Raw genomic sequence first — 19,096 nt, 5'->3', positions numbered from 1 at the left:
AGGGCTCATAACGACAACAAATGCGAGCTAGTTGGGCGGAGTGAGCTCGCCTGTGAGGTAGTGCTGGACGTTCGGCGCCACGAGCCGCACCACCTCGTCCTGAGAGGCCGAAGCCAGTGGTTCGAGCCGGACTACGTAACGCATCAGCATGAGCCCCACCATCTGCGTGGCAACAAGGTTTCCGCGCATCCTCGTCTCATCGGGGGAGCCGGAAAGTCCGGAAGTGATCCTGGAGAGGATGGTCCGGGCAACCATCTCCCGCATCAAGGCGGTCTTGGCTTTGGAGCCAATGGTTCCCCTGACGAACGCCACGAGTCCGTGCTGTGCCGGGCCTTCCCACAACCGCAACACGGCACGGACAATCGTCTCCGAACGCTGCGCCGGATCCAGTGATTCGACGCCGGCAAGCACCTCCGCAGGATCGGCCGGGAGCTCGACGCTCTGGGCGAAGAGTTCGTCCTTCCCCTTGAAGAAATGGTGGACCATGGCCGGGTCCATCTCTGCTTCGCGGGCCACTTGCCGAAGGCTTGTGCCGTCGAAACCATGCTCGGCGAAGAGCCGGCGCGCAGTGGCCAGGATCAGTTCGCGCGAATCGCTGCCGCCGCCGCGGCGTCCCCGCCGCAGGGGAGGCAACGCGCCGCTCATGAGGTCCGCCGTCGGAGGGTAAACGAGGCCAGGACCAAAACTCCCACCACAATCGCCGCCATGATCCCTGCATCCTGCCACATGGCCTGGGTCGCCTCGGCGTTGCCGGCGATCTGCTGGAGCGCATCAACCGAAAACGTCAGCGGCAGAGCGTTCGAAATGCCCTCCAGAAGGCCGTTCATGTGGTCCCGGGCGACGAAGAGCCCGCACAACAGGATCTGCGGGATCACCACTACTGGCATGAACTGGACTGCTTGGAATTCGGTCCGGGCAAAGGCCGAGCACAGCAGGCCCAGGGCGACTCCCAGCACGGCGTTGATGACGGCGATCAACACCACATAACCGGGACTCCCCTTGATATCCAGATTGAAGATCCAATAGGCCACGGCGGTGGCTACAAGCGATTGCAGGGCCGCCATGATCGAGAACGCCAACGCGTAGCCGAACAGGAGATCGGCCTTGTGGATGGGCGTCGTCAGGAGCCGTTCCAGCGTCCCCGAGGTCCTTTCCCTCAACATCGTGATCGACGTGACCAGGAACATCACCACGAACGGGAAGATGGCCAGCATCATGAGTCCCACACGGTCAAAGGTCCGGGGGAGTCCGGGCGGCAAGGTTTCGTTCTCGAAGAGATAGTAGACGGCGGTGAGCAGCAGGGCGGGAACCACCATGATGAGCGCGACGCTGCGGTGGTCATGCCGAAGTTGTTCCAAAACCCGCCTGGTAGTGGCAAACATCATCCGCGGATTCATGACGTCACCTGGCTTTCATTAGCACTCCGGCGGTTCGAATCGGCGCTCGTTTCCTGGATGATGTGCAGGAAGGCCTTTTCCAGGTCGTTGCTGTGGCCACGTTCGCTGAGTTCGGCCGGGCTGAGTTGCGCCAGCAGCAGGCCTTCGCGAAGCAAGAGCAGGGACGAACAGTGCGAGGCTTCCTCCATAACGTGGCTGGACACCAGCAGGGTGGTGCCGGATTCGGCCATCGCGGCAAACCGTTCCCACAGTTCGGCGCGCAGTACCGGATCCAGGCCAACCGTCGGTTCGTCGAGGACCAACAGCTGCGGGTGCGAGACGAGCGCGCATGCCAACGAGACCCGGCTGAATTCACCGCCGGACAGGTCCGCAGTCTTCCGCCGTGCCAGTGCTTCGAGCCCGACGGCGGCAATCGCCTCCGCAGTGTCCGCGGCCGAGGCGCTGTGCATGGCTCCGAAATACCTGACGTTCGCTTCGACGCTGAGGTCCGTGTAGACACTCGGCGCCTGGGTGACGTACCCGACGTCGTGCCTCAACGATGGTGTGCCGGCCGGGCGGCCCAGCACCTCTATGGATCCTGAAGTGAGCCGTTGGACTCCGACGATTCCGCGCATGAGGGTTGTCTTGCCGCTCCCGGAGGGGCCGAGCAGGCCGGTGATCCGGCCTGGCTCGATAGCGAAGTCCAGGCCGCGCAAGATCTTCTTGTGGCCACGGGTGACGTGCAGGCCCTCCGCCTTGACCGCCGGGGGCATGTCTGGGGTGGTATTTCCTGATGTGCTGTGGGACATCGTCGCCTCCGGAGTATTTATTCATCAGGTGATGAATAAAAGGTAGACCCGGTACCAATCTCGGTCAACAAATATTGATAAGTCCAAGCCCTTGAATAAAGTGTCCGCGATCACATATGTTCAGACCACCCGTGTCGTTGGGGCGCGGATGGTTTCAGGGAGGAAACACAAACAAATGGCTGTAAGCGTTGATCTTTCGAAGGCATTCGGCAAGTCCGACTAAGCCTCCAAGACAGCGCCTGCGGCCTATCAGCCGCTGAGCCACGCCATGGCAGGATGACCAACCGCACAGCGGCCAGGGGCTTCCAACCACCATGGCGTGGCTCATCTGCGTTGGGCAGGATTCTGCTTTCGGGAAGGGGCCCGGGGGAGGGGCCGGGCGAGTGGCCCGGCTGTGAGCCGGTAGATTAGTACGCAGTAGATTTTGTCAGCTCTTGCCATAGAAACGGATTCTGACCCGTGGTCCTTCGCCTCTCCCAGCTATTCCTGCGCACCCTGCGTGAAGATCCCGTCGACGCCGAAGTCGCCAGCCATAGGCTCCTAGTCCGCGCCGGCTACATCCGCCGGGCCGCACCGGGCATCTACACGTGGCTGCCTTTGGGATTGAGCGTCCTGCGCAAGGTCGAGGCAATCATCCGCGAGGAAATGGCCGCCATTGGCGCCCAGGAAGTCGCCTTCCCGGCGCTGCTGCCACGCGAACCCTACGAAGCCACCAACCGCTGGACCGAATACGGCGAGGGGCTGTTCCGCCTCCAGGACCGCAAGGGTGCCGACTACCTGCTCGCCCCCACGCACGAGGAAATGTTCACCCTCCTGGTCAAGGACTTGTACTCCTCGTACAAGGACCTGCCGTTGAGCCTGTACCAGATCCAGAACAAGTACCGCGACGAAGCACGCCCCCGGGCAGGCCTCCTCCGCGGCCGCGAATTCATCATGAAGGACTCCTACTCCTTCGACGTCGACGACGCCGGCCTGGACGCCAGTTACGCCGCCCACCGCGGCGCGTACCTGAAAATCTTCGAGCGCCTGGGACTCGAGGTGATCCCTGTTGCCGCGACGGCGGGCGCCATGGGCGGATCCAAGAGCGAAGAATTCCTGCACCCTACCGAGATCGGCGAGGACACCTTCGTGCGCTCGGCTGGCGGCTACGCCGCCAACGTCGAAGCTGTGACCACGGTGGTCCCGGCAGAGATCGACTTCAGCAACGCTCCCGCTGCACGCGTCCTGGACACTCCGGACACGCCCACCATCGAAACCCTCGTGACAGCTGCCAACCAGCTCGCTCCCCGCAGCGATTCCGATGGCGGCGCTTGGACTGCCGCGGACACCCTCAAGAACGTGGTCCTCGCCGTAACGCTGCCCACGGGCGAGCGCCAGATTGTGGTCATCGGTGTTCCCGGCGACCGCGGCGTGGACCTCAAGCGCGTCGAAGCCAATATCGGTTCCTTCCTGCCTATCGCCGGAGAGATCGGACTGGAAGCGGCCAACGAGGAAGACCTCAAGAAGATCCCGGAACTCGTCAAGGGCTACATTGGGCCCGGACTGGCCCTCGGAGAAGCCGTACTGGGACTCGAAGGCACGTCCAAGCTGCTCTTCCTGGTGGATCCTCGGATCGTCTCCGGCACCAGCTGGGTCACCGGAGCGAACCAGGACGGCAAGCACGTCTTCGGTCTCGTGGCCGGCCGCGACTTCGCCTGGGACGGGGTCATCGAGTGCACCGAAGTCCGCGCCGGAGACGAAGCCCCGGACGGCTCCGGCCCCTTGGAGACCGCACGCGGCATCGAAATGGGACACATCTTCCAGCTCGGCCGCAAGTACGCCGAGGCCCTGGACCTGAAAGTCCTGGACCAGAACGGCAAGCAGGTGGTGGTCACCATGGGCTCCTATGGTGTCGGCGTGACCCGAGCCGTGGCTGCGCTGGCCGAGGCCAACAACGACGACCGTGGCTTGATTTGGCCGCGCTCGGTAGCCCCGGCGGACGTCCACGTGGTCGCCGTCGGACGCGGTGAGGAAATCTTCGCAGCAGCCGAGAAGCTCTCGGCCGAACTCGAGGCTGCCGGCCTCGACGTGATTTACGACGACCGCCCCAAGGTTTCCCCAGGCGTGAAGTTCGGTGACGCGGAGCTGGTGGGCGTACCCACCATCGTGGCAGTCGGCCGTGGCTTGGTAGACGGTGTTGTGGAGATCAAGGACCGTCGCACCGGTGAGGCCGAAAACGTGGCGGTCGAGAAGGCTGCCGACTACGTGGTCAACGCCGTACGCCAGAAGTGATCTCCGGCTTCGAGTCGGTTCAGCTCACCACGCTCATCATGATCGTGGTGGCTGGATTCGCAGCCGGTTGGATAGACGCAGTGGTGGGTGGCGGGGGACTGATCCAGCTCCCCGCCTTGCTCCTGGTTCCGGGGATCACCCCGGTCCAGGCGTTGGCCACCAACAAGATGGGCTCTATCTTCGGCACAACAACCAGTGCCGCCACCTATTACCGTCGGGTTGGCCCTGACCTCAAGACGGCCATACCCATGGCGGTGATTGCCCTCGCCGGCAGCTTCGGCGGAGCCGTCCTGGCCGCAAACCTTCCCGCCAGTGTGTTCAAACCCATCATCGTGGTGGCGCTGATCGCCGTCGCGCTCTTCACAGCGCTGCGCCCCAACGCGGGAGAGCTGACCGCCCTGCGCCACGACGGCCACAGGCACTATGTCGTGGCCTGCGCCATCGGTGCCGTGATCGGATTCTACGACGGCCTGATCGGCCCCGGGACTGGCTCGTTCCTGGTGATTGCCCTCGTTTCCGCCATGGGCTATGCCTTCCTTGAGGCCAGCGCCAAGGCGAAGATCGTCAACATGGCCACCAACGCCGGGGCGCTCTTGTTCTTCCTGCCGCACGGATCATTGCTGTGGGGCGTCGGTGCCGTGCTGGGGCTGTCCAACATGGCCGGCGGGTACCTGGGCGCCCGGACCGCCGTGAAACAGGGTAGTGGCTTTGTGCGCGTGGTGTTCCTGATCGTGGTTGGCGCGTTGATCATCAAACTCAGCATGGACGTCTGGAACGACTACTTCGCCAAGTAACCGCTGGTTCCCCGCGGCGATAGCCCGCGTGAGCCGAGTGGCTTGGCCCAGAGCCCTCATGAGCCGCAAAACCCTAATCGGATCCAGCCAGTCCGGGTTCCGGCAGGTCGTGCGCGGCGGGTAGTCCGTCCAGGGGCCGCCCCGCGAGGGTGCTGGCAACCCACAAGGAGCGGGCCAGATCGCCTTCATGCCGTGGCTTTCCGGCATACCACAGGGCGTTTTCGACCTCGCGGACCAGGCTCCATTCCCGGGCTGCTTCGCCGTCCAGACCAGCCGCGCTGCTGAAATCTGCGCAGCGCTCAAGGAGCGCAAGTTCCGGAGCCGTTCTGGAGAGATCGCGGATACGGTTCCACAGGATCGGGGCGACGGCGAATTCTGCCTCCCCGACCATCGGCTGCGGATCGATGGCCACGTATCTGCGTTTCCTGACGGACTGGTGGCCGTCGGGATGCGGGAGGATGTTCATGAAATGCAGATCGCAATGCACCAGGACGTCCCTGCCTGCGCGGCGTCCAACAGCGCCCCGCGTCTGGCACACCTCAAGCGCGGCTTCCAGGAGCCAGCGGGGGAAGGGTCTGCCGAGTTGCTCCCAGTCCGCGGGTAACTCATCGCTCCAGCGCTCGGCCCGTGCCGCGATGTGCTCGAACGCTTTCCACTCGGGCCGCTCGTCCGGTTCGATGCTGAGTTCCCTCAGGAGCGTTCCCCACACGTCGCGGGCTTCGTCCATCGGGGCGCTGTACAGCCAGCGGTCAGCGTCGAGCCGCTCCAGTACCATCGCGCAGGACGCAACATCGGCGTCGTACAGCTTTACCGCTCCAGTACCGCCCCAGAGGGCCAGCGCATGCCGTTCAACAAGTGCCTCCGCGTGCGGGAACGCTATTTTGAGCACTGAACGGGCGCCGTTGTAGATGACCGGAATGACGATGCCGCCGTGGCCGTTCCATGGTTCCACCCCGGGTTCCAGGTCAACGGACAACCGCCAACGCTCCAAGCTGCTGTTGATCAATCCAGGCAGCCCTGAGAGCCATGCCCGCCCCTCCGCTGTTCTGGAGTAGCGAGCCTGGAGATCGCCAGGGATGGAAACGAAGGTAGTCATCACCGCCAGCCTACCCAAGCCGGTCCTGGAGAGGTTCAGACCACTCCGGTAGAGCCCAGGAGGCTTCCGATGAAGAACGTCGCAGCGAGGGCCAGGGCTCCGCCGATGACGACGCGCACGGCGGCCCGGGTCTTCGAGCTGCCACCGATCCAGGCTCCGAGGGCTCCTGTAATTGCCAGCGCGAGCAAGACGGAAATGAAGGTCAGTGGCACACGCAGCCCCGGGGGCGGGAGCAAGATCGCGAGCAGGGGCAGCACCGCGCCCAAAGTGAAGGAAATCGCCGAGGCGAAGGCCGCATGCCATGGGCTGACGATGTCGTCTTCGTCGATGTTCAGTTCGGCGGAGAGGTGAGCGGCCAAGGCGTCGTGCTCCGTCAACTCGACGGCCACTTTCCGCGCGGTTTCAGGCCGCAGGCCCTTGGCTTCGTAGATCGCAGTGAGTTCGGCAAGCTCCTCGTCAGGCTGCTCGGCCAGCTCCCGGCGCTCCTTCTCAATGAGTGCCTTTTGACTGTCGCTTTGGCTGCTGACGGACACGTACTCGCCCAGTGCCATGGACACTGCGCCACCTACGAGTCCGGCTGCGCCGGCTGCGAGGATGGCGCCGGTGCTGGTCGTTGCTCCAGCGACGCCCACCACGATCGCGGCAACGGAGACGATTCCGTCGTTGGCGCCAAGGACTCCTGCCCGGAGCCAGTTGAGCCGGTGGGCGAGGTCGTTGTCGTGTGGTTCGTTTTCGTGCAGCGCTGCAGTTTCTGTAGAAGCCATGGAACAAGCCAAGCACTTGGGGGCCGCAGCCGCCAGCAAAGAAAGGCTTTCCTACGGAGCCGGCGCGCTCGATGGAAGCGGAGGCAGGGCGGAGTTATCGATCGAAAGTCCGGGGAAAGGTCCAACAGGCATGCCCCAAGCCTGGCTGCGCTTGGCGGCATCGACCAGTCCGTCGATGGCCCATTGCCGCGTCTCACCCTCTGACAATGCCACGAGGTCGGCATAAGCGGTCAGTGAGCTGGCCTCCATGCCTCCCAGTGCGGCCCCGGGTTTGGTGGCGAAGCTGGCAGGCAGGCGGTAGCCGGCTTCCCGCGGCGGGGTGGCAACGCAGTGCAGCCTGCCTTGGGCCTCCGCTCCGCGGAGCAGCTCTTGATGGCGGGCCAGCCACGTGGCAGCGGTCGCAGATGCCTTCGCGTCCAGCTTTGTCAGGGCCACCTGGTAGGCGTAGATCGCTTCTTGTTCGGAGCTGACGACGGCGGCAACGGCAGCGGGGAGATCGGCCTGGGATGAAGCTGTCCCGGGTGTCGGTGCCGCAGTAGCTGACATTCCGGGCAAAGCTGGGCAGCTCGGGGCCACCGCCGGGGCGGGACCCGCCCCGGCGGTGGCTGCCGGTACCGGCAGACCCCAGATTGTGGCCAGTCTGGATGACTCAAGCAGTTGGGAGGTCCCGACGGCGGCAAGCAGCCGCGCGGTGCCGCCGTCGGCCTGTGCGGCGTCCGCCAAGCGACGGGAAGCGCTCGAGGAGAGTGCTGAGACGAAGGCGGTCCGAGTCGGGCGGTCCGGGGTGGCAGCAGGACTTGGGGACGCCCCACCAGGGGTGCGGGAAGCCGACGACGCTGGCTGTCCGGAAGGGGGCAGCAAGGCCCGCGCCTGACTTGTCAGCAACGTCACAGAGTCCGCCAGTCCACTGCCACCGGACGCCTCTCCCGCTGCGGCGCTACCCGGCGTCGTGCCCTCCAGCAGGGAGGCGCTGTCCAGGAGCGCCTCGGTCGCGGAGAGGGCTTCGGAACGGGCGGTTTCGGAAAACGGCACGGCTTGCGGTTTTCGGGCGTCGCGGGGAACGAGCACGGCTCCGACTCCCACCACGAGGACTGCCAGCAAAGCCAGAAGGAGGGCTCTCGTCCAGCCGTGGCTTCGTGGTTTTTCAGCAGTCTCGTGGTTCACAACAGACAATGGTGTCACGCTCGCGGGCAATCTGATGCCAGTACGCCTGGGCGCACACCGGGTGACCACTCATTTTCGGGGGCTATGAGCGCGATCGCACCACCGGCGTGCACCACGGCGCCGCAAATATCGTTAAGCTAGTAGTCACAACATCATCTATCGGGAGGCGGCTGGCCAGTGAGTCATTCGGAAGCCACGACTTCAACAGACCAGGCTGGAATGGATCCAACGAATCCACCACAACACGAGGTCCGCAACCCGGAGGAGAGCAGGCTGAGGGCCCTTCTGGAGCCTGCCGTCCTGGCAAGCCGGCTCTACCTTGAGGATGTTGCCATCCAGGTTGCCGGTTCGCACCGGGTAGTCCACGTGATCATCGACTTGCCCCAGGAAGAGACCGGCGGCGTCAGCCTGGACGTCATCGCGGACGTCTCCAGGGCCCTGTCGGACATTCTGGACAACGATCCCAATACTGACGCCCGCCCTTACGACCTTGAGGTCTCCTCGCCCGGCGTCGGACGGCCGCTCACGGAACCACGCCACTGGCACCGCGCCCGCGGACGCATGGCCAAGATCAACGTGATCCAGGGCGACAACTTGACGGGCCGGATCCAGTCCGTCGACGACGACGGCGTCACACTGATTCCCGAGCAAGAGGTCAAGAAGGGGATGAAGCCCAAACAGGGCGACCCCGTGAAGATTCCTTTCGACAGGATCCGCCAAGGAAAAGTCGAGATAGAGTTCAGCCACCTCCACGAGGCCGGGCTGGAAGACGAGCACAACGGACCTTCCGAGGAGGCCTAATGGATATTGACATGAGTGCGCTGAGACTCCTGGAGCGTGAGCGTGAAATCCCGCTGGACCTCCTGATCCCCACCATCGAGCAGGCGCTCTTGGTGGCGTATCACAAGACGCCGGGCGCTTTCGAGAAGGCCCGCGCAGAGCTTGACCGCAAGAGCGGACACGTGACCATTTGGGCTACGGAAATCGACGACGACGGCGAAGCCATCGGCGAGTTCGAGGACACCCCCGCGGGGTTCGGCCGCATCGCGGCGAGCACGGCACGGCAAATCATCCTGCAGCGGTTGCGCGATGTTGAAGACGACAACGTCCTGGGCGAATTCAAGGGCCGTGAGGGTGAACTCGTGGCTGGCCTGATCCAGCAGGGCACCAACCCGCACATGATCCAAGTGAACCTCGGTTCCGTGGAAGCCCTGCTGCCGCCGCCCGAGCAGGTGCCGGGGGAGAAGTACACCCACGGCAACCGCCTGCGCGCCTTTGTGGTGGATGTCCACCGCGGCGCCAAGGGACCTTCCATCACGCTCTCGCGTTCACACCCGGGCCTCGTCCGGAAGCTTTTCGAACTGGAAGTACCGGAAATCGCGGACCGTTCGGTCGAGATTGTCGCGCTGGCACGCGAGGCCGGGCACCGGACCAAGATGGCTGTCAAGGCGAACACCCCCGGCATCAACGCCAAGGGCGCTTGCATCGGTGAAATGGGTTCGCGCGTGCGCGCAGTCATGACCGAACTCAACGACGAAAAGATCGACATAGTCGACTTCAGCGAAGATCCGGCGACGTTCATCGCCAACTCCCTCTCGCCGTCCCGCGTGAATTCGGTCACCATCACCGACGAGGCCACTCGGTCCGCACGCGTGGTTGTTCCCGACTATCAACTGTCCCTTGCCATTGGCAAAGAAGGCCAGAACGCTCGCCTTGCCGCCAAGCTCACCGGCTGGCGCATCGACATCGTCTCCGACGCCGCGCCGGCCAAGGGCAACTAAACCCGCCCAGAGGCGCCCACGCCCGGATCCTTGCGCCATAGGATTCGGTGGCCGGGCCTCCGGGGGCTTAGACTAAATGGAACCGGGCCTATGTCCGGTGTCCGTGCGCTTTGGCGTGCTCGTGACTTGTGGAGCCAACAATCTCAACAAGGCGGGGGCGAGCGCCAAGGAAAGCAGAACCGCAAAGGCAGGAAAGACACTGAGGCAGGTTGATACACCCAGTGGCTGAACTGCTTCACACCAGGCGCGAGCCTGTGCGTACCTGCATCGGATGCCGGAAACAAGGCAGCCGGAGTGAGTTGATCCGGCTCGTCGCCGAAGGCGGCGGGTCACCCGTCGTCCTGGTGGATGAACGACGCCGGATGGCTGGCCGGGGTGCGTGGCTGCACCCCAGCAACACATGCCTGACGCTGGCAATCAAACGGCGTGCTTTCGCAAGGGCCCTCGCGGGCGCCAGTGAAGTCACCGCCGTCGAACGCTACCTAGCGGCAGTCATGCCCCCTGCGGACACCCCCGTGAAAGCAGGAAAACCGTCCAAACCTGAAAGCGGGTCAGAAAACTGATGGAAACCCGATGAGTTCCCAGCGATGAGTGCGCAACGATGACAACTTTGTTGCGCTCAGCACAGGGCCTTTCCGCCGCGTTCGCGGCTGGGGCCCGCAGTAAGAAGTAGACGGTTCGTGCCTGGCTCGGTGCGGACCGAGACAGGAGAAATGTGGCCAAGGTCCGCGTACATGAGCTTGCTAAAGAGCTCGGTATTACTTCCAAAGATGCAGTGACAAAACTGCAGGAACTGGGCGAATTCGTTCGTTCCGCCTCTTCAACCATTGAGGCCCCCGTCGTGAAGAAGCTTCGCGACGCCTACCCGGGTGCCGGCGCTGCAAAGGCCGCTGCCTCGGCAACGGCTTCCGTTGCAGCCCCCAAAGCACCCGCTGCCCCTGCTGCACCCGCAGCATCACGCCCCGCTCCGGGCCCCGCAGCGCCCAAGGCTCCGGTTCCCGCTCCCAAGGCTGAGACCCCCGCCCCGGCAGCGCCTGCGGCTCCCGCAGCTACCGCTAGCCCTGTTTTCGCCAAGCCGGGCGCCCGTCCGGCGCCCAAGGCCGAAGCTCCGGCCCCGGCGCGTTCCGGTGGTCAGGCTCCGCGCCCCGGCGGTCCCCGTCCGGGCAACAACCCGTTCGCGACTTCGCAGGGCATGCCCCGCGGCCGTGGCGACGGCGAGCGTCCTCCTCGTCCGGGCAACAACCCCTTTGCGACTTCGCAGGGAATGCCCCGTGCTGGCGGTGGTCGCACTGAAGGCGAACGTCCCGGTGGTCCGCGTCCCGCGGCCGGCGCAGGCGGTCCCCGTCCCGCAGCCGGTGCCGGTGGACCGCGTCCCGGTGCACCGCGCCCGGGTGCTCCCCGTGCGGGTGCTCCGCGTCCCGCAGGTGGACCTGCAGGAAACCGTCCTACCCCGGGCATGATGCCCAACCGTACCGAGCGCCCCGCTCCCGGTGGCGCAGGCCGTCCGGGTGGCGCTGGCCGTCCCGGTGGCGGCCCCGGCCGTCCGGGTGGCGCTCCTGGCGCAGGCACTGGTGGCGGAGCTCCCGCCGGCGGTGGCTTCGGCAAGGGTGGCCGCGGACGTGGCGGCACCCAGGGTGCCTTCGGCAAGGGTGGCGCAGGACGCGGCAAGCAGCGCAAGTCGAAGCGTGCAAAGCGTCAGGAACTGGAGCAGATGAGTGCTCCGTCGCTGGGTGGGGTATCCGTACCCCGCGGCGACGGCAACACCGTGGTCCGGCTCCGTCGTGGCTCGTCCATTACGGACTTTGCCGACAAGATCGAGGCGAACCCCGCCGCGCTGGTGACCGTTCTGTTCCACCTTGGCGAAATGGCAACGGCTACGCAGTCGCTGGACGAAGACACCTTCGGCCTGCTCGGCGCTGAACTCGGCTACAAGGTCCAGGTTGTCTCTCCGGAAGACGAAGAGCGCGAGCTCCTCGACTCCTTCGACATCGACCTCGATGCAGAGCTGGAAGCCGAAGGCGACGACGTCCTCGAACCGCGTCCCCCGGTTGTCACTGTCATGGGTCACGTTGACCACGGTAAGACCCGACTGCTCGATGCCATCCGGAAGACCAACGTGGTTGCAGGCGAACACGGCGGCATCACGCAGCACATCGGTGCCTACCAGATCAGCCATATCCACGAAGGCACTCCGCGCGACATCACCTTCATTGACACCCCCGGCCACGAGGCGTTCACCGCCATGCGTGCCCGTGGTGCCAAGGTCACCGACATCGCCATCCTGGTTGTCGCAGCCGACGACGGCGTCATGCCGCAGACGGTGGAAGCACTCAACCACGCACAGGCGGCCAACGTGCCGATCGTCGTCGCGGTCAACAAGATCGACAAGGAAGGTGCGAACCCGGACAAGGTCAAGGGCCAGCTCACCGAGTACGGTCTGGTTCCCGAAGAATACGGTGGCGACACCATGTTCGTTGAGGTTTCTGCCCGCCAGAACATCAACATCGACGAACTGATCGACGCCGTCCTGCTGACCGCAGACGCCGCCCTGGACCTGCGCGCCAACCCGGACAAGGACGCTCGAGGCATTGCCATCGAAGCGAACCTGGACAAGGGCCGCGGTTCCGTGGCCACCGTCCTGGTCCAGTCCGGTACCCTGGCCGTCGGTGACACGATCGTGGCCGGTACGGCCCACGGCCGCGTCCGTGCCATGTTCGATGAAGACGGCAACGCCCTCGACATCGCGCTTCCGTCCCGTCCGGTCCAGGTCCTTGGCCTGTCCAACGTACCGCGCGCAGGTGACACCTTCCTGGTGACCTCCGACGAGCGTACGGCCCGCCAGATCGCTGAAAAGCGTGAAGCAGCCGACCGCAACGCGGCACTGGCCAAGCGCCGCAAGCGCATCAGCCTCGAGGACTTCGACAAGGCCGTGGCCGAAGGCAAGATCGACACCCTCAACCTCATCCTCAAGGGTGACGTTTCCGGTGCCGTCGAAGCCCTCGAAGACGCCCTGCTCAAGATCGACGTCGGCGACGAGGACGTTCAGCTGCGGGTCATCCACCGCGGTGTGGGTGCCATCACGCAGAACGACGTCAACCTCGCCACGGTGGACAACGCCATCATCATCGGCTTCAACGTCAAGCCCGCCGAGCGCGTGGCCGACCTTGCCGATCGTGAAGGCGTGGACATGCGCTTCTACTCCGTCATCTATTCGGCAATCGATGACATCGAGCTGGCCCTCAAGGGCATGCTCAAGCCGGAGTACGAGGAAGTCCAGCTCGGTACCGCCGAGGTCCGCGAAGTCTTCCGTTCTTCCAAGTTCGGAAACATCGCCGGTTCCATCGTCCGCTCGGGCATCATCCGCCGTAACACGAAGGCACGCGTCAGCCGCGATGGCAAGGTCATCGGCGACAACCTCACCGTTGAGACGCTCAAGCGCTTCAAGGACGACGCCACCGAGGTCCGCACGGACTTCGAGTGTGGTATCGGTCTTGGCTCGTACAACGACATCAACGAAGGTGACATCATCGAGACCTTCGAGATGCGCGAGAAGCCGCGCGCCTAGGCGTTCGCTCTGAGCGGGGAGCCTCCGAATTGTGGGGGCGCCCCGCCCCTACGCTGGGCGGCTCGGGATCTACGATCCTGAGCCGCCCAGCTCCGGTAGGCCCGATGCCACTCCCGGGCGCCCCCACAACTCTCCGGCATCGTCATAGACTCACCTCAGGTGCGTGGCAGCAGACTCAACACAAAAGCCAGCTGGCACCGCGCCGTCGTACGCAAATTTTAGGAGTAGAAATGGCTGATCCGGCACGCGCTGCCAAGTTGGCGCAGCGGATTAAGGTTGTTGTTGCTGAGGCACTGGGCCGGCGGATCAAGGATCCTCGGGTTGAGGGCATCACCATCACGGATGCCCGCGTCACCAACGATCTTCAGCACGCCACCGTGTATTACACCGTCTTCGGTGACGAGGCCGCTCATTCTGATGCTGTCAGGGCGTTGGAGAAGGCCAAGGGTGTTTTGCGTCAGGAAGTGGGCCGCAATATTACCGTGCGCCTGACTCCTACCCTGGAGTTCGTCGCTGACCTTATCCCGGTCAACGCGTCGAACCTTGAGCAGCTGCTGCGCACCGCCAAGGAGCGCGACGCCGAGGTGGCCGCGCTGGCCGCGGGCGCCAAGCACGCAGGCGACGCAGATCCGTACAAGAGCGATGCCCCGCAGGATGCGGACATCGACGAAGACGATTTTGACGAAGAAGACATCGACCTCCGCGCCGATGAAGACATCGACGAAGACGGCGGCAAGTAGTCCACCGAGTTCCTCAGCGGGGCCGGATCCGGCAGTCCTGGCGACTACCGATCCGGTCCTGTTTGTTTAACCGAGAAAAGTCGGGTCAAAGGGCCGGGCCATGGCTAAGATCGGAGCATGGCGGCGCACGATGCAGCTCAGAGTCCCGAGAATTACCTTGAATACGCCCTGCGGCTCGCAGTGCAAAACGTGGCCGACGGCGGTGGCCCTTTCGGCGCCGTCGTGGTCACCCCGGACGGACGGCTCCATGACGGCGTCAACCGGGTCACCCGCGACAACGACCCCACAGCGCACGCCGAAGTGGTCGCGATCCGGCGGGCGGCGTCTGAACTTGGAAGCTTCGATCTCAGCGGCTCCGTGCTCTATTCAAGCTGCGAACCGTGCCCTTTGTGCCTATCGGCGGCCTTATGGGGCCGGGTAAGCCGGGTCTACTTTGCAGCGGACCGGCACGGGGCCGCGGCCGCCGGCTTCGACGACGCGGTCTTCTACGAGTACTTCAACGGCATCCGCCCGGAACTGATGCCCGTCCACCACGCGGAGGTTCCGGCGTCCGAGGCTCCTTTCGATGCATGGCGCGGGCACAAGAACCGGACCAAATACTGAGCCGGACTTCGCCAACGGCCAAGCCGCCGGGTCTCAAGACCGCGCTGGGAGCCGTCTGACGCCGTCGAGCAACTGCTGGTGATCGCCGCACAGCGCGATCCTGATCCACCCTTCGCCGATGGAACCGAACGCGGTACCCGGCGCCACGGCCACTCCGAACTCCGCGAGGAACGCACGAACCCAGGCCCGCACGTTTCCGTTGCTAACGTGCGAGACGTCGGCCCATAGGTAGAAAGCTCCTTGGGCGCCCAGGAAGGGAATGCCCTTCTCCGCCAGCACGGCTGAAGCGGCATCCCGGTTGGAGCGATAGTGCTCCCGTGCCGTGTCCACATAGTCCTGCGGGCCGCTCAGCGCCGCGACTGCGGCGTACTGGGAAGGCGAAGCCACACAGGAAACGATTGCCTCCATGACGTTGTTCATCGTCCGCTCCAGGCCCGGCGGGCAAATCAGCGCGCCGATGCGCAGTCCCGTCAGTCCGTAGGTTTTGGACAAGGTCAGGGACGTGAAGACCCGCGCTTCGCCGGGAACAGTGCTGTCGAAGCGGGCCGGACTCGTGTGCGGAACATCGAACGTGAAGGATTCGTAGCATTCATCCGAAATGATCCACAGATCGTGTTTGACGGCCAATTCCACGAGCTGGCGCGTTGTTTCCTCGCCGATCACCGCGCCCAAAGGATTGGACGGCGAATTCAGGACCAACACCTTGGTGCGTGGCGTGATCAGTGCCTCGATGTCCTCGATGCGCGGCTGGAACTCGTGCTCCGGATAGAGCGGATACCGCACCGGGACGGCATTCAGCAGGTGGCCGGTCATGGCAAAGGTGGGATAGCCAGGATTCGGTATCAGGATCTCGTCGCCGGGGGAGAGGAGCAGGCTCATGGCGAAGTGGAGGCCCTGTTGGGCCCCGTCCACTACGTACACACGCTCCGTGCCGACGTCCACCTTGTGGTGGGCGCGGAATCGGTCGGCGAAGGCTTCCCGCAGGGCAGGGATCCCGGCATTGGGGGTGTAGTTGGTCTCGTCCCTGTCCAGGCAAGCGATCCCTGCGTCCAGGATGTGCCGGGGCAGCGCAAAGCCGGGCTCGCCGATGCTGAGGACAATCGCCCCGGGAGTCGCCCAAGCGGCCTCGGTGATCTCGCGGATCTGGTTCACGGGGACTTCGCGGACGTGTGCGGCAAGCTCTGGCATGGGAGCCATCTTAGCCGCGGCGCCGGACCGTTCCGGGACGCTGCCCCGCAGGATGCATGCCCTGGCGCGGATATACTGGGAGGCGTGCTTTCTGGACTGGTAATCGTTGACAAGCCGCAAGGATGGACCAGCCACGATGTGGTTGGACGGATGCGGCGACTGGCCGGTACCCGGAAAGTAGGCCATGCAGGAACCTTGGACCCCATGGCCACCGGTGTCCTGGTGCTCGGGATCAACAAGGCAACACGATTGTTGACGTACATCGTAGGCACTTCCAAGACGTACTCCGCCACCATCCGGCTCGGCGAATCCACCATCACCGACGACGCCGAAGGCGACATCACCGCGAGCCGTAGTGCCGCCGGGGTCACCGAAGAGGCCATCCGTTCCGGCGTCGCCCGGCTCACCGGAGATATCCAGCAGGTTCCCAGCAGCGTCAGCGCCATCAAGGTCAACGGCGAACGGTCCTACGCGCGTGTCCGTTCGGGTGAAGAGGTCAAGCTCGCGGCCCGCGCCGTGACCATCCACCGTTTCGAGATCCATGCCATCCGCAGGATCGACGACGGCAGGGTAGTGGACGTCGATGTCACCGTTGAGTGCTCCTCCGGTACGTACATCCGCGCGCTGGCACGCGACCTTGGCGAGGCCCTCGGCGTGGGCGGACACCTCACAGCCCTGCGCCGCACACAAGTGGGGCCTTACTCCCTTGAGCAGGCCCGCACCCTCGAACAGCTCGCCGAGGAACTGGAAGTCCTCGAAATGTCTGCCGCTGCCCGCGCGCTCATGCCGAACCGGGAGCTGAGCGACGCCGAAACCACCGAAATTTCCTTTGGCCGCAGGATCGCCGCCGGGCCAAATGCGGGCACGGCGGAGGCTGCCACCGCCGAGAACCCCGCTGCCGCGTTCACCCCGTCTGGAGAACTGGTGGCGTTGCTGGCCGACGCGGGGAGTTTCGCCAAGCCTGTGCTGGTGTTCGCACCGGACAACGAAAAGCAGGCACACTAGCCATGGACGGATACTTTTACGCTGTTCTCGTCGTCGGGCTGCTGTCCACGATCATCTGCGTCGTGGCGGGCCTGATGAAAAAGGCCCCTAATGACGTCACGATTCTGTCCGTGGCCGCCGTCGAACTCGTCCTGCTGGTCTATCTTGTGGGATCGATCATCCGCGTGGCGACGGGTGAAAAGATTGCGGGGGAGCCCTGGGAGTTCTGGGGCTACATCATCACCGCACTCATGCTTCCCATCGTGGCCGTGTATTGGTCCATCCTGGAGCGGACCCGTTGGAGCAATTTCGTCATGGGCGCCGTGGGCGTCACCGCATTGGTCATGGCGGCCCGCATGAACCAGATCTGGTACTGACATTGGAAGAAGCACACGAAGTGACTGTTGAGACCACCCAGAAGAAGAACCGGGACACCCGCAACACCGGTCCCGGGAGGCTGCTGATTGCGGTCTATGCGGTTTTCGCGATCTCGGCGACGGCCCGTGCCGGATACCAGATCCTGACCAAGTTCTCGGATGCTCCGCTGGCCCATATCCTCTCGGCTTTCGCGGCTGTGGTGTATGTCGTGGCCACGGTCTCCCTCGCCAAGCCGGGCCGCACCTGGTTCAAGGTGTCCTTGGCGGCAGTCCTCGTGGAAATGCTTGGCGTGATCGTGGTTGGTGCCATCAGCCTTTTCGATCCGGTGGCTTTCCCGCACGACACCGTCTGGTCCCTGTTCGGCCGCGGATACGGCTTTGTGCCGCTGATCCTGCCGGTCCTGGGCTTGCTCTGGCTCTACCGGCGACGCCCGGCACGGCTTCCGGAGTAGGCAGGGCGGGCCCCGGTTCCCGGGCAGGAGAGCTCGGGACAGCAGGTAACCTTAGAGAATTCCGGCGCCGGACCAGGCCGCCGGGCATAGTGAATACCAGCAGTAAAAGGCGAGGTTGATGGTCCACATCTGGAACGATCCCACCGAGGTCCCCGAGGATTTCGGTCCCAGCGTCGTTACCATCGGGAACTTTGACGGCGTCCATCGTGGACACCAGCAGGTGCTGACGCAGCTTCTGCGCACTTCTGAGCAGCAAGGTGCGCGGTCCGTCGTCGTGACTTTCGATCCGCACCCCGCCCTGGTCCACCGGCCCGATTCGGCACCGGAGCTCATCATGGGGCTGCAGGACAAGCTCGATGCGCTGGCCGACGCGGGCGTGGACGCCGTCCTGGTCATGAAATACAACCTCGCGCTGGCAGGTATGACGCCCGAGGAATTCGTCGGCACCGTCCTGCTCGACGGGCTTCACGCAGCGCACGTCGTGGTGGGCCACGATCTTCGTTTCGGTGCGGGCAATTCCGGCGACGTCGGCACCATGCAGGAATTGGGCAAGGACCTGGGATTCGGCGTCCACGTAGTCAACGAGTTCGGCGCGGAGGGGTTTCCAGTCCACGACGACGGCGGCACGGACCGCCGCTGTTCCTCCACCTGGGTGCGTGAAGCCCTTGCCGAGGGCGACGTCGAGACCGCGGCCGCGGTACTTGGTCGCCCGCACCGCATGCGGGGCGAAGTGGTCCACGGCGCCGCTCGCGGACGCGCCCTTGGCTTTCCCACGGCAAACCTTGACCATGGCGCCACGGGCTACGTGCCCGCGGATGGAATCTACGCAGGCTGGCTGATCGACGGGTCCGGAACCCGCTGGCCCGCCGCGATTTCCGTGGGTTCCAACCCCACCTTCGACGGTGTGAGCCGCCAGGTGGAAGCCCACGTCATCGACCGCCCGGAAGAGGCCGTGGAGGACTTCAACCTCTATGGACAGACAGTCGTGGTGGAATTTACCGCGCGGCTGCGGGGCATGGTGGCATACCGTGGACCTGAGGCGCTTGTTGATCAGATGCGGCTTGACGTCATCCAGGCCCACGATGTTTTGCTGAACAAGTAGGCCCATGCGTTAGCAGGGATTCGGAGGGCA

General features: G+C 64.5%; 19 protein-coding genes. 12 read left to right on the top strand and 7 right to left on the bottom strand.

The genetic code is table 11. From position 1 onward, the window contains the following. Positions 1-27: 27 nt before the first annotated feature. From AC3ANQ_RS15600 to AC3ANQ_RS15590, 3 genes are read right to left on the bottom strand one after another with little or no spacing between them, the layout of a single operon-like run. Positions 28-645: a TetR/AcrR family transcriptional regulator gene (locus AC3ANQ_RS15600; protein WP_488301875.1), complete on the bottom strand. Its 618-nt coding sequence runs from the start codon at positions 643-645 to the stop codon at positions 28-30. Then, complete coding sequence (locus tag AC3ANQ_RS15595) at positions 642-1,385, bottom strand: ABC transporter permease (RefSeq protein ID WP_488301874.1); 744 nt, start codon at positions 1,383-1,385, stop codon at positions 642-644. Before AC3ANQ_RS15595 ends, AC3ANQ_RS15600 begins: the two co-directional genes overlap by 4 nt. Positions 1,386-1,393: 8 nt before the next feature. After that, positions 1,394-2,185, bottom strand: a complete 792-nt coding sequence (locus tag AC3ANQ_RS15590; RefSeq protein ID WP_488301873.1) for an ABC transporter ATP-binding protein — start codon at positions 2,183-2,185, stop codon at positions 1,394-1,396. 459 nt (positions 2,186-2,644) lie between these two features. Here AC3ANQ_RS15590 and AC3ANQ_RS15585 point away from each other — a divergent pair, with 459 nt between their 5' ends. Further along, on the top strand, positions 2,645-4,456 hold the full coding sequence (locus tag AC3ANQ_RS15585) for a proline--tRNA ligase (protein WP_488301872.1): 1,812 nt from the start codon (positions 2,645-2,647) through the stop codon (positions 4,454-4,456). Next, complete coding sequence (locus tag AC3ANQ_RS15580) at positions 4,453-5,250, top strand: sulfite exporter TauE/SafE family protein (RefSeq protein WP_488301871.1); 798 nt, start codon at positions 4,453-4,455, stop codon at positions 5,248-5,250. Before AC3ANQ_RS15585 ends, AC3ANQ_RS15580 begins: the two co-directional genes overlap by 4 nt. Positions 5,251-5,323: 73 nt before the next feature. Here the strand turns inward: AC3ANQ_RS15580 and AC3ANQ_RS15575 are convergent, their stop codons facing one another. Genes AC3ANQ_RS15575 through AC3ANQ_RS15565 form a run of 3 tightly spaced genes read right to left on the bottom strand, consistent with a single transcriptional unit; the run spans position 5,324 to position 8,274 of the window. Beyond that, on the bottom strand, positions 5,324-6,346 hold the full coding sequence (locus tag AC3ANQ_RS15575; RefSeq protein WP_488301870.1) for an aminoglycoside phosphotransferase family protein: 1,023 nt from the start codon (positions 6,344-6,346) through the stop codon (positions 5,324-5,326). Positions 6,347-6,381: 35 nt separating this feature from the next. After that, the gene (locus tag AC3ANQ_RS15570; RefSeq protein WP_488301869.1) at positions 6,382-7,110 is read right to left on the bottom strand and encodes a VIT1/CCC1 transporter family protein; all 729 of its coding nucleotides are present in this window, start codon (positions 7,108-7,110) and stop codon (positions 6,382-6,384) included. A 51-nt stretch (positions 7,111-7,161) separates the two neighbouring features. Further along, positions 7,162-8,274, bottom strand: coding sequence for a DUF4439 domain-containing protein (locus AC3ANQ_RS15565; RefSeq protein WP_488305342.1), 1,113 nt, complete (start codon positions 8,272-8,274; stop codon positions 7,162-7,164). A gap of 177 nt (positions 8,275-8,451) precedes the next feature. On the opposite strand from AC3ANQ_RS15565, the gene AC3ANQ_RS15560 reads away from it, so the two are divergent. The 6 genes from AC3ANQ_RS15560 (at position 8,452) to AC3ANQ_RS15535 (ending at position 14,963) form a co-directional block, all read left to right on the top strand. Further along, positions 8,452-9,075 carry a ribosome maturation factor RimP gene (locus tag AC3ANQ_RS15560; protein ID WP_488301868.1) on the top strand — a complete coding sequence of 208 codons (624 nt, stop codon included), beginning with the start codon at positions 8,452-8,454 and terminating at the stop codon, positions 9,073-9,075. Continuing rightward, positions 9,075-10,055 (top strand): transcription termination factor NusA, encoded by a 981-nt coding sequence (gene nusA, locus AC3ANQ_RS15555; RefSeq protein ID WP_488301867.1) that lies wholly within the window; start codon positions 9,075-9,077, stop codon positions 10,053-10,055. Before AC3ANQ_RS15560 ends, nusA begins: the two co-directional genes overlap by 1 nt. A 221-nt stretch (positions 10,056-10,276) precedes the next feature. Further along, a complete protein-coding gene (locus AC3ANQ_RS15550; RefSeq protein WP_488301866.1) occupies positions 10,277-10,618 on the top strand; it encodes a YlxR family protein in 342 nt (113 codons plus the stop codon). A 152-nt stretch (positions 10,619-10,770) separates the two neighbouring features. Beyond that, complete coding sequence (gene infB, locus AC3ANQ_RS15545; RefSeq protein WP_488301865.1) at positions 10,771-13,620, top strand: translation initiation factor IF-2; 2,850 nt, start codon at positions 10,771-10,773, stop codon at positions 13,618-13,620. 230 nt (positions 13,621-13,850) lie between these two features. Beyond that, entirely contained in the window at positions 13,851-14,360 is a 510-nt protein-coding gene (gene rbfA / locus AC3ANQ_RS15540) for a 30S ribosome-binding factor RbfA (protein ID WP_265978418.1), read from the top strand. 117 nt (positions 14,361-14,477) lie between these two features. Next, positions 14,478-14,963 carry a nucleoside deaminase gene (locus tag AC3ANQ_RS15535; RefSeq protein ID WP_268023144.1) on the top strand — a complete coding sequence of 162 codons (486 nt, stop codon included), beginning with the start codon at positions 14,478-14,480 and terminating at the stop codon, positions 14,961-14,963. Positions 14,964-14,996: 33 nt separating this feature from the next. Here the strand turns inward: AC3ANQ_RS15535 and AC3ANQ_RS15530 are convergent, their stop codons facing one another. Further along, positions 14,997-16,151: a pyridoxal phosphate-dependent aminotransferase gene (locus AC3ANQ_RS15530; RefSeq protein ID WP_488301864.1), complete on the bottom strand. Its 1,155-nt coding sequence runs from the start codon at positions 16,149-16,151 to the stop codon at positions 14,997-14,999. An 84-nt stretch (positions 16,152-16,235) separates the two neighbouring features. Between AC3ANQ_RS15530 and truB the strand changes: the two genes are divergently transcribed. The 4 genes from truB (at position 16,236) to AC3ANQ_RS15510 (ending at position 19,066) form a co-directional block, all read left to right on the top strand. Next, on the top strand, positions 16,236-17,156 hold the full coding sequence (truB, locus tag AC3ANQ_RS15525; protein WP_488301863.1) for a tRNA pseudouridine(55) synthase TruB: 921 nt from the start codon (positions 16,236-16,238) through the stop codon (positions 17,154-17,156). A 2-nt stretch (positions 17,157-17,158) separates the two neighbouring features. Next, complete coding sequence (locus AC3ANQ_RS15520; protein WP_488301862.1) at positions 17,159-17,512, top strand: hypothetical protein; 354 nt, start codon at positions 17,159-17,161, stop codon at positions 17,510-17,512. 2 nt (positions 17,513-17,514) lie between these two features. After that, the gene (locus tag AC3ANQ_RS15515) at positions 17,515-17,964 is read left to right on the top strand and encodes a hypothetical protein (RefSeq protein WP_395801761.1); all 450 of its coding nucleotides are present in this window, start codon (positions 17,515-17,517) and stop codon (positions 17,962-17,964) included. Between the two features lie 118 nt (positions 17,965-18,082). Further along, positions 18,083-19,066 (top strand): bifunctional riboflavin kinase/FAD synthetase, encoded by a 984-nt coding sequence (locus AC3ANQ_RS15510; RefSeq protein ID WP_488301861.1) that lies wholly within the window; start codon positions 18,083-18,085, stop codon positions 19,064-19,066. Positions 19,067-19,096 lie beyond the last annotated feature (30 nt).

It is taken from the genome of Arthrobacter sp. DMZ02-1R, from assembly GCF_057747935.1.
The sequence above is the reverse complement of the archived record's forward strand: the minus strand, read 5'-3'. Positions and strand labels throughout refer to the sequence as shown.

Bases quoted from the DNA above. Each gene is read 5' to 3' on its own strand.
- AC3ANQ_RS15570 (WP_488301869.1), bottom strand. From the start codon at position 7,110: ATGGCTTCTACAGAAACTGCAGCGCTGCACGAAAACGAACCACACGAC.
- AC3ANQ_RS15575 (WP_488301870.1), bottom strand. From the start codon at position 6,346: ATGACTACCTTCGTTTCCATCCCTGGCGATCTCCAGGCTCGCTACTCC.
- AC3ANQ_RS15600 (WP_488301875.1), bottom strand. From the start codon at position 645: ATGAGCGGCGCGTTGCCTCCCCTGCGGCGGGGACGCCGCGGCGGCGGC.
- rbfA (WP_265978418.1), top strand. From the start codon at position 13,851: ATGGCTGATCCGGCACGCGCTGCCAAGTTGGCGCAGCGGATTAAGGTT.
- AC3ANQ_RS15510 (WP_488301861.1), top strand. From the start codon at position 18,083: ATGGTCCACATCTGGAACGATCCCACCGAGGTCCCCGAGGATTTCGGT.
- AC3ANQ_RS15535 (WP_268023144.1), top strand. From the start codon at position 14,478: ATGGCGGCGCACGATGCAGCTCAGAGTCCCGAGAATTACCTTGAATAC.
- AC3ANQ_RS15530 (WP_488301864.1), bottom strand. From the start codon at position 16,151: ATGCCAGAGCTTGCCGCACACGTCCGCGAAGTCCCCGTGAACCAGATC.
- AC3ANQ_RS15520 (WP_488301862.1), top strand. From the start codon at position 17,159: ATGGACGGATACTTTTACGCTGTTCTCGTCGTCGGGCTGCTGTCCACG.
- AC3ANQ_RS15595 (WP_488301874.1), bottom strand. From the start codon at position 1,385: ATGATGTTTGCCACTACCAGGCGGGTTTTGGAACAACTTCGGCATGAC.
- nusA (WP_488301867.1), top strand. From the start codon at position 9,075: ATGGATATTGACATGAGTGCGCTGAGACTCCTGGAGCGTGAGCGTGAA.
- AC3ANQ_RS15590 (WP_488301873.1), bottom strand. From the start codon at position 2,185: ATGTCCCACAGCACATCAGGAAATACCACCCCAGACATGCCCCCGGCG.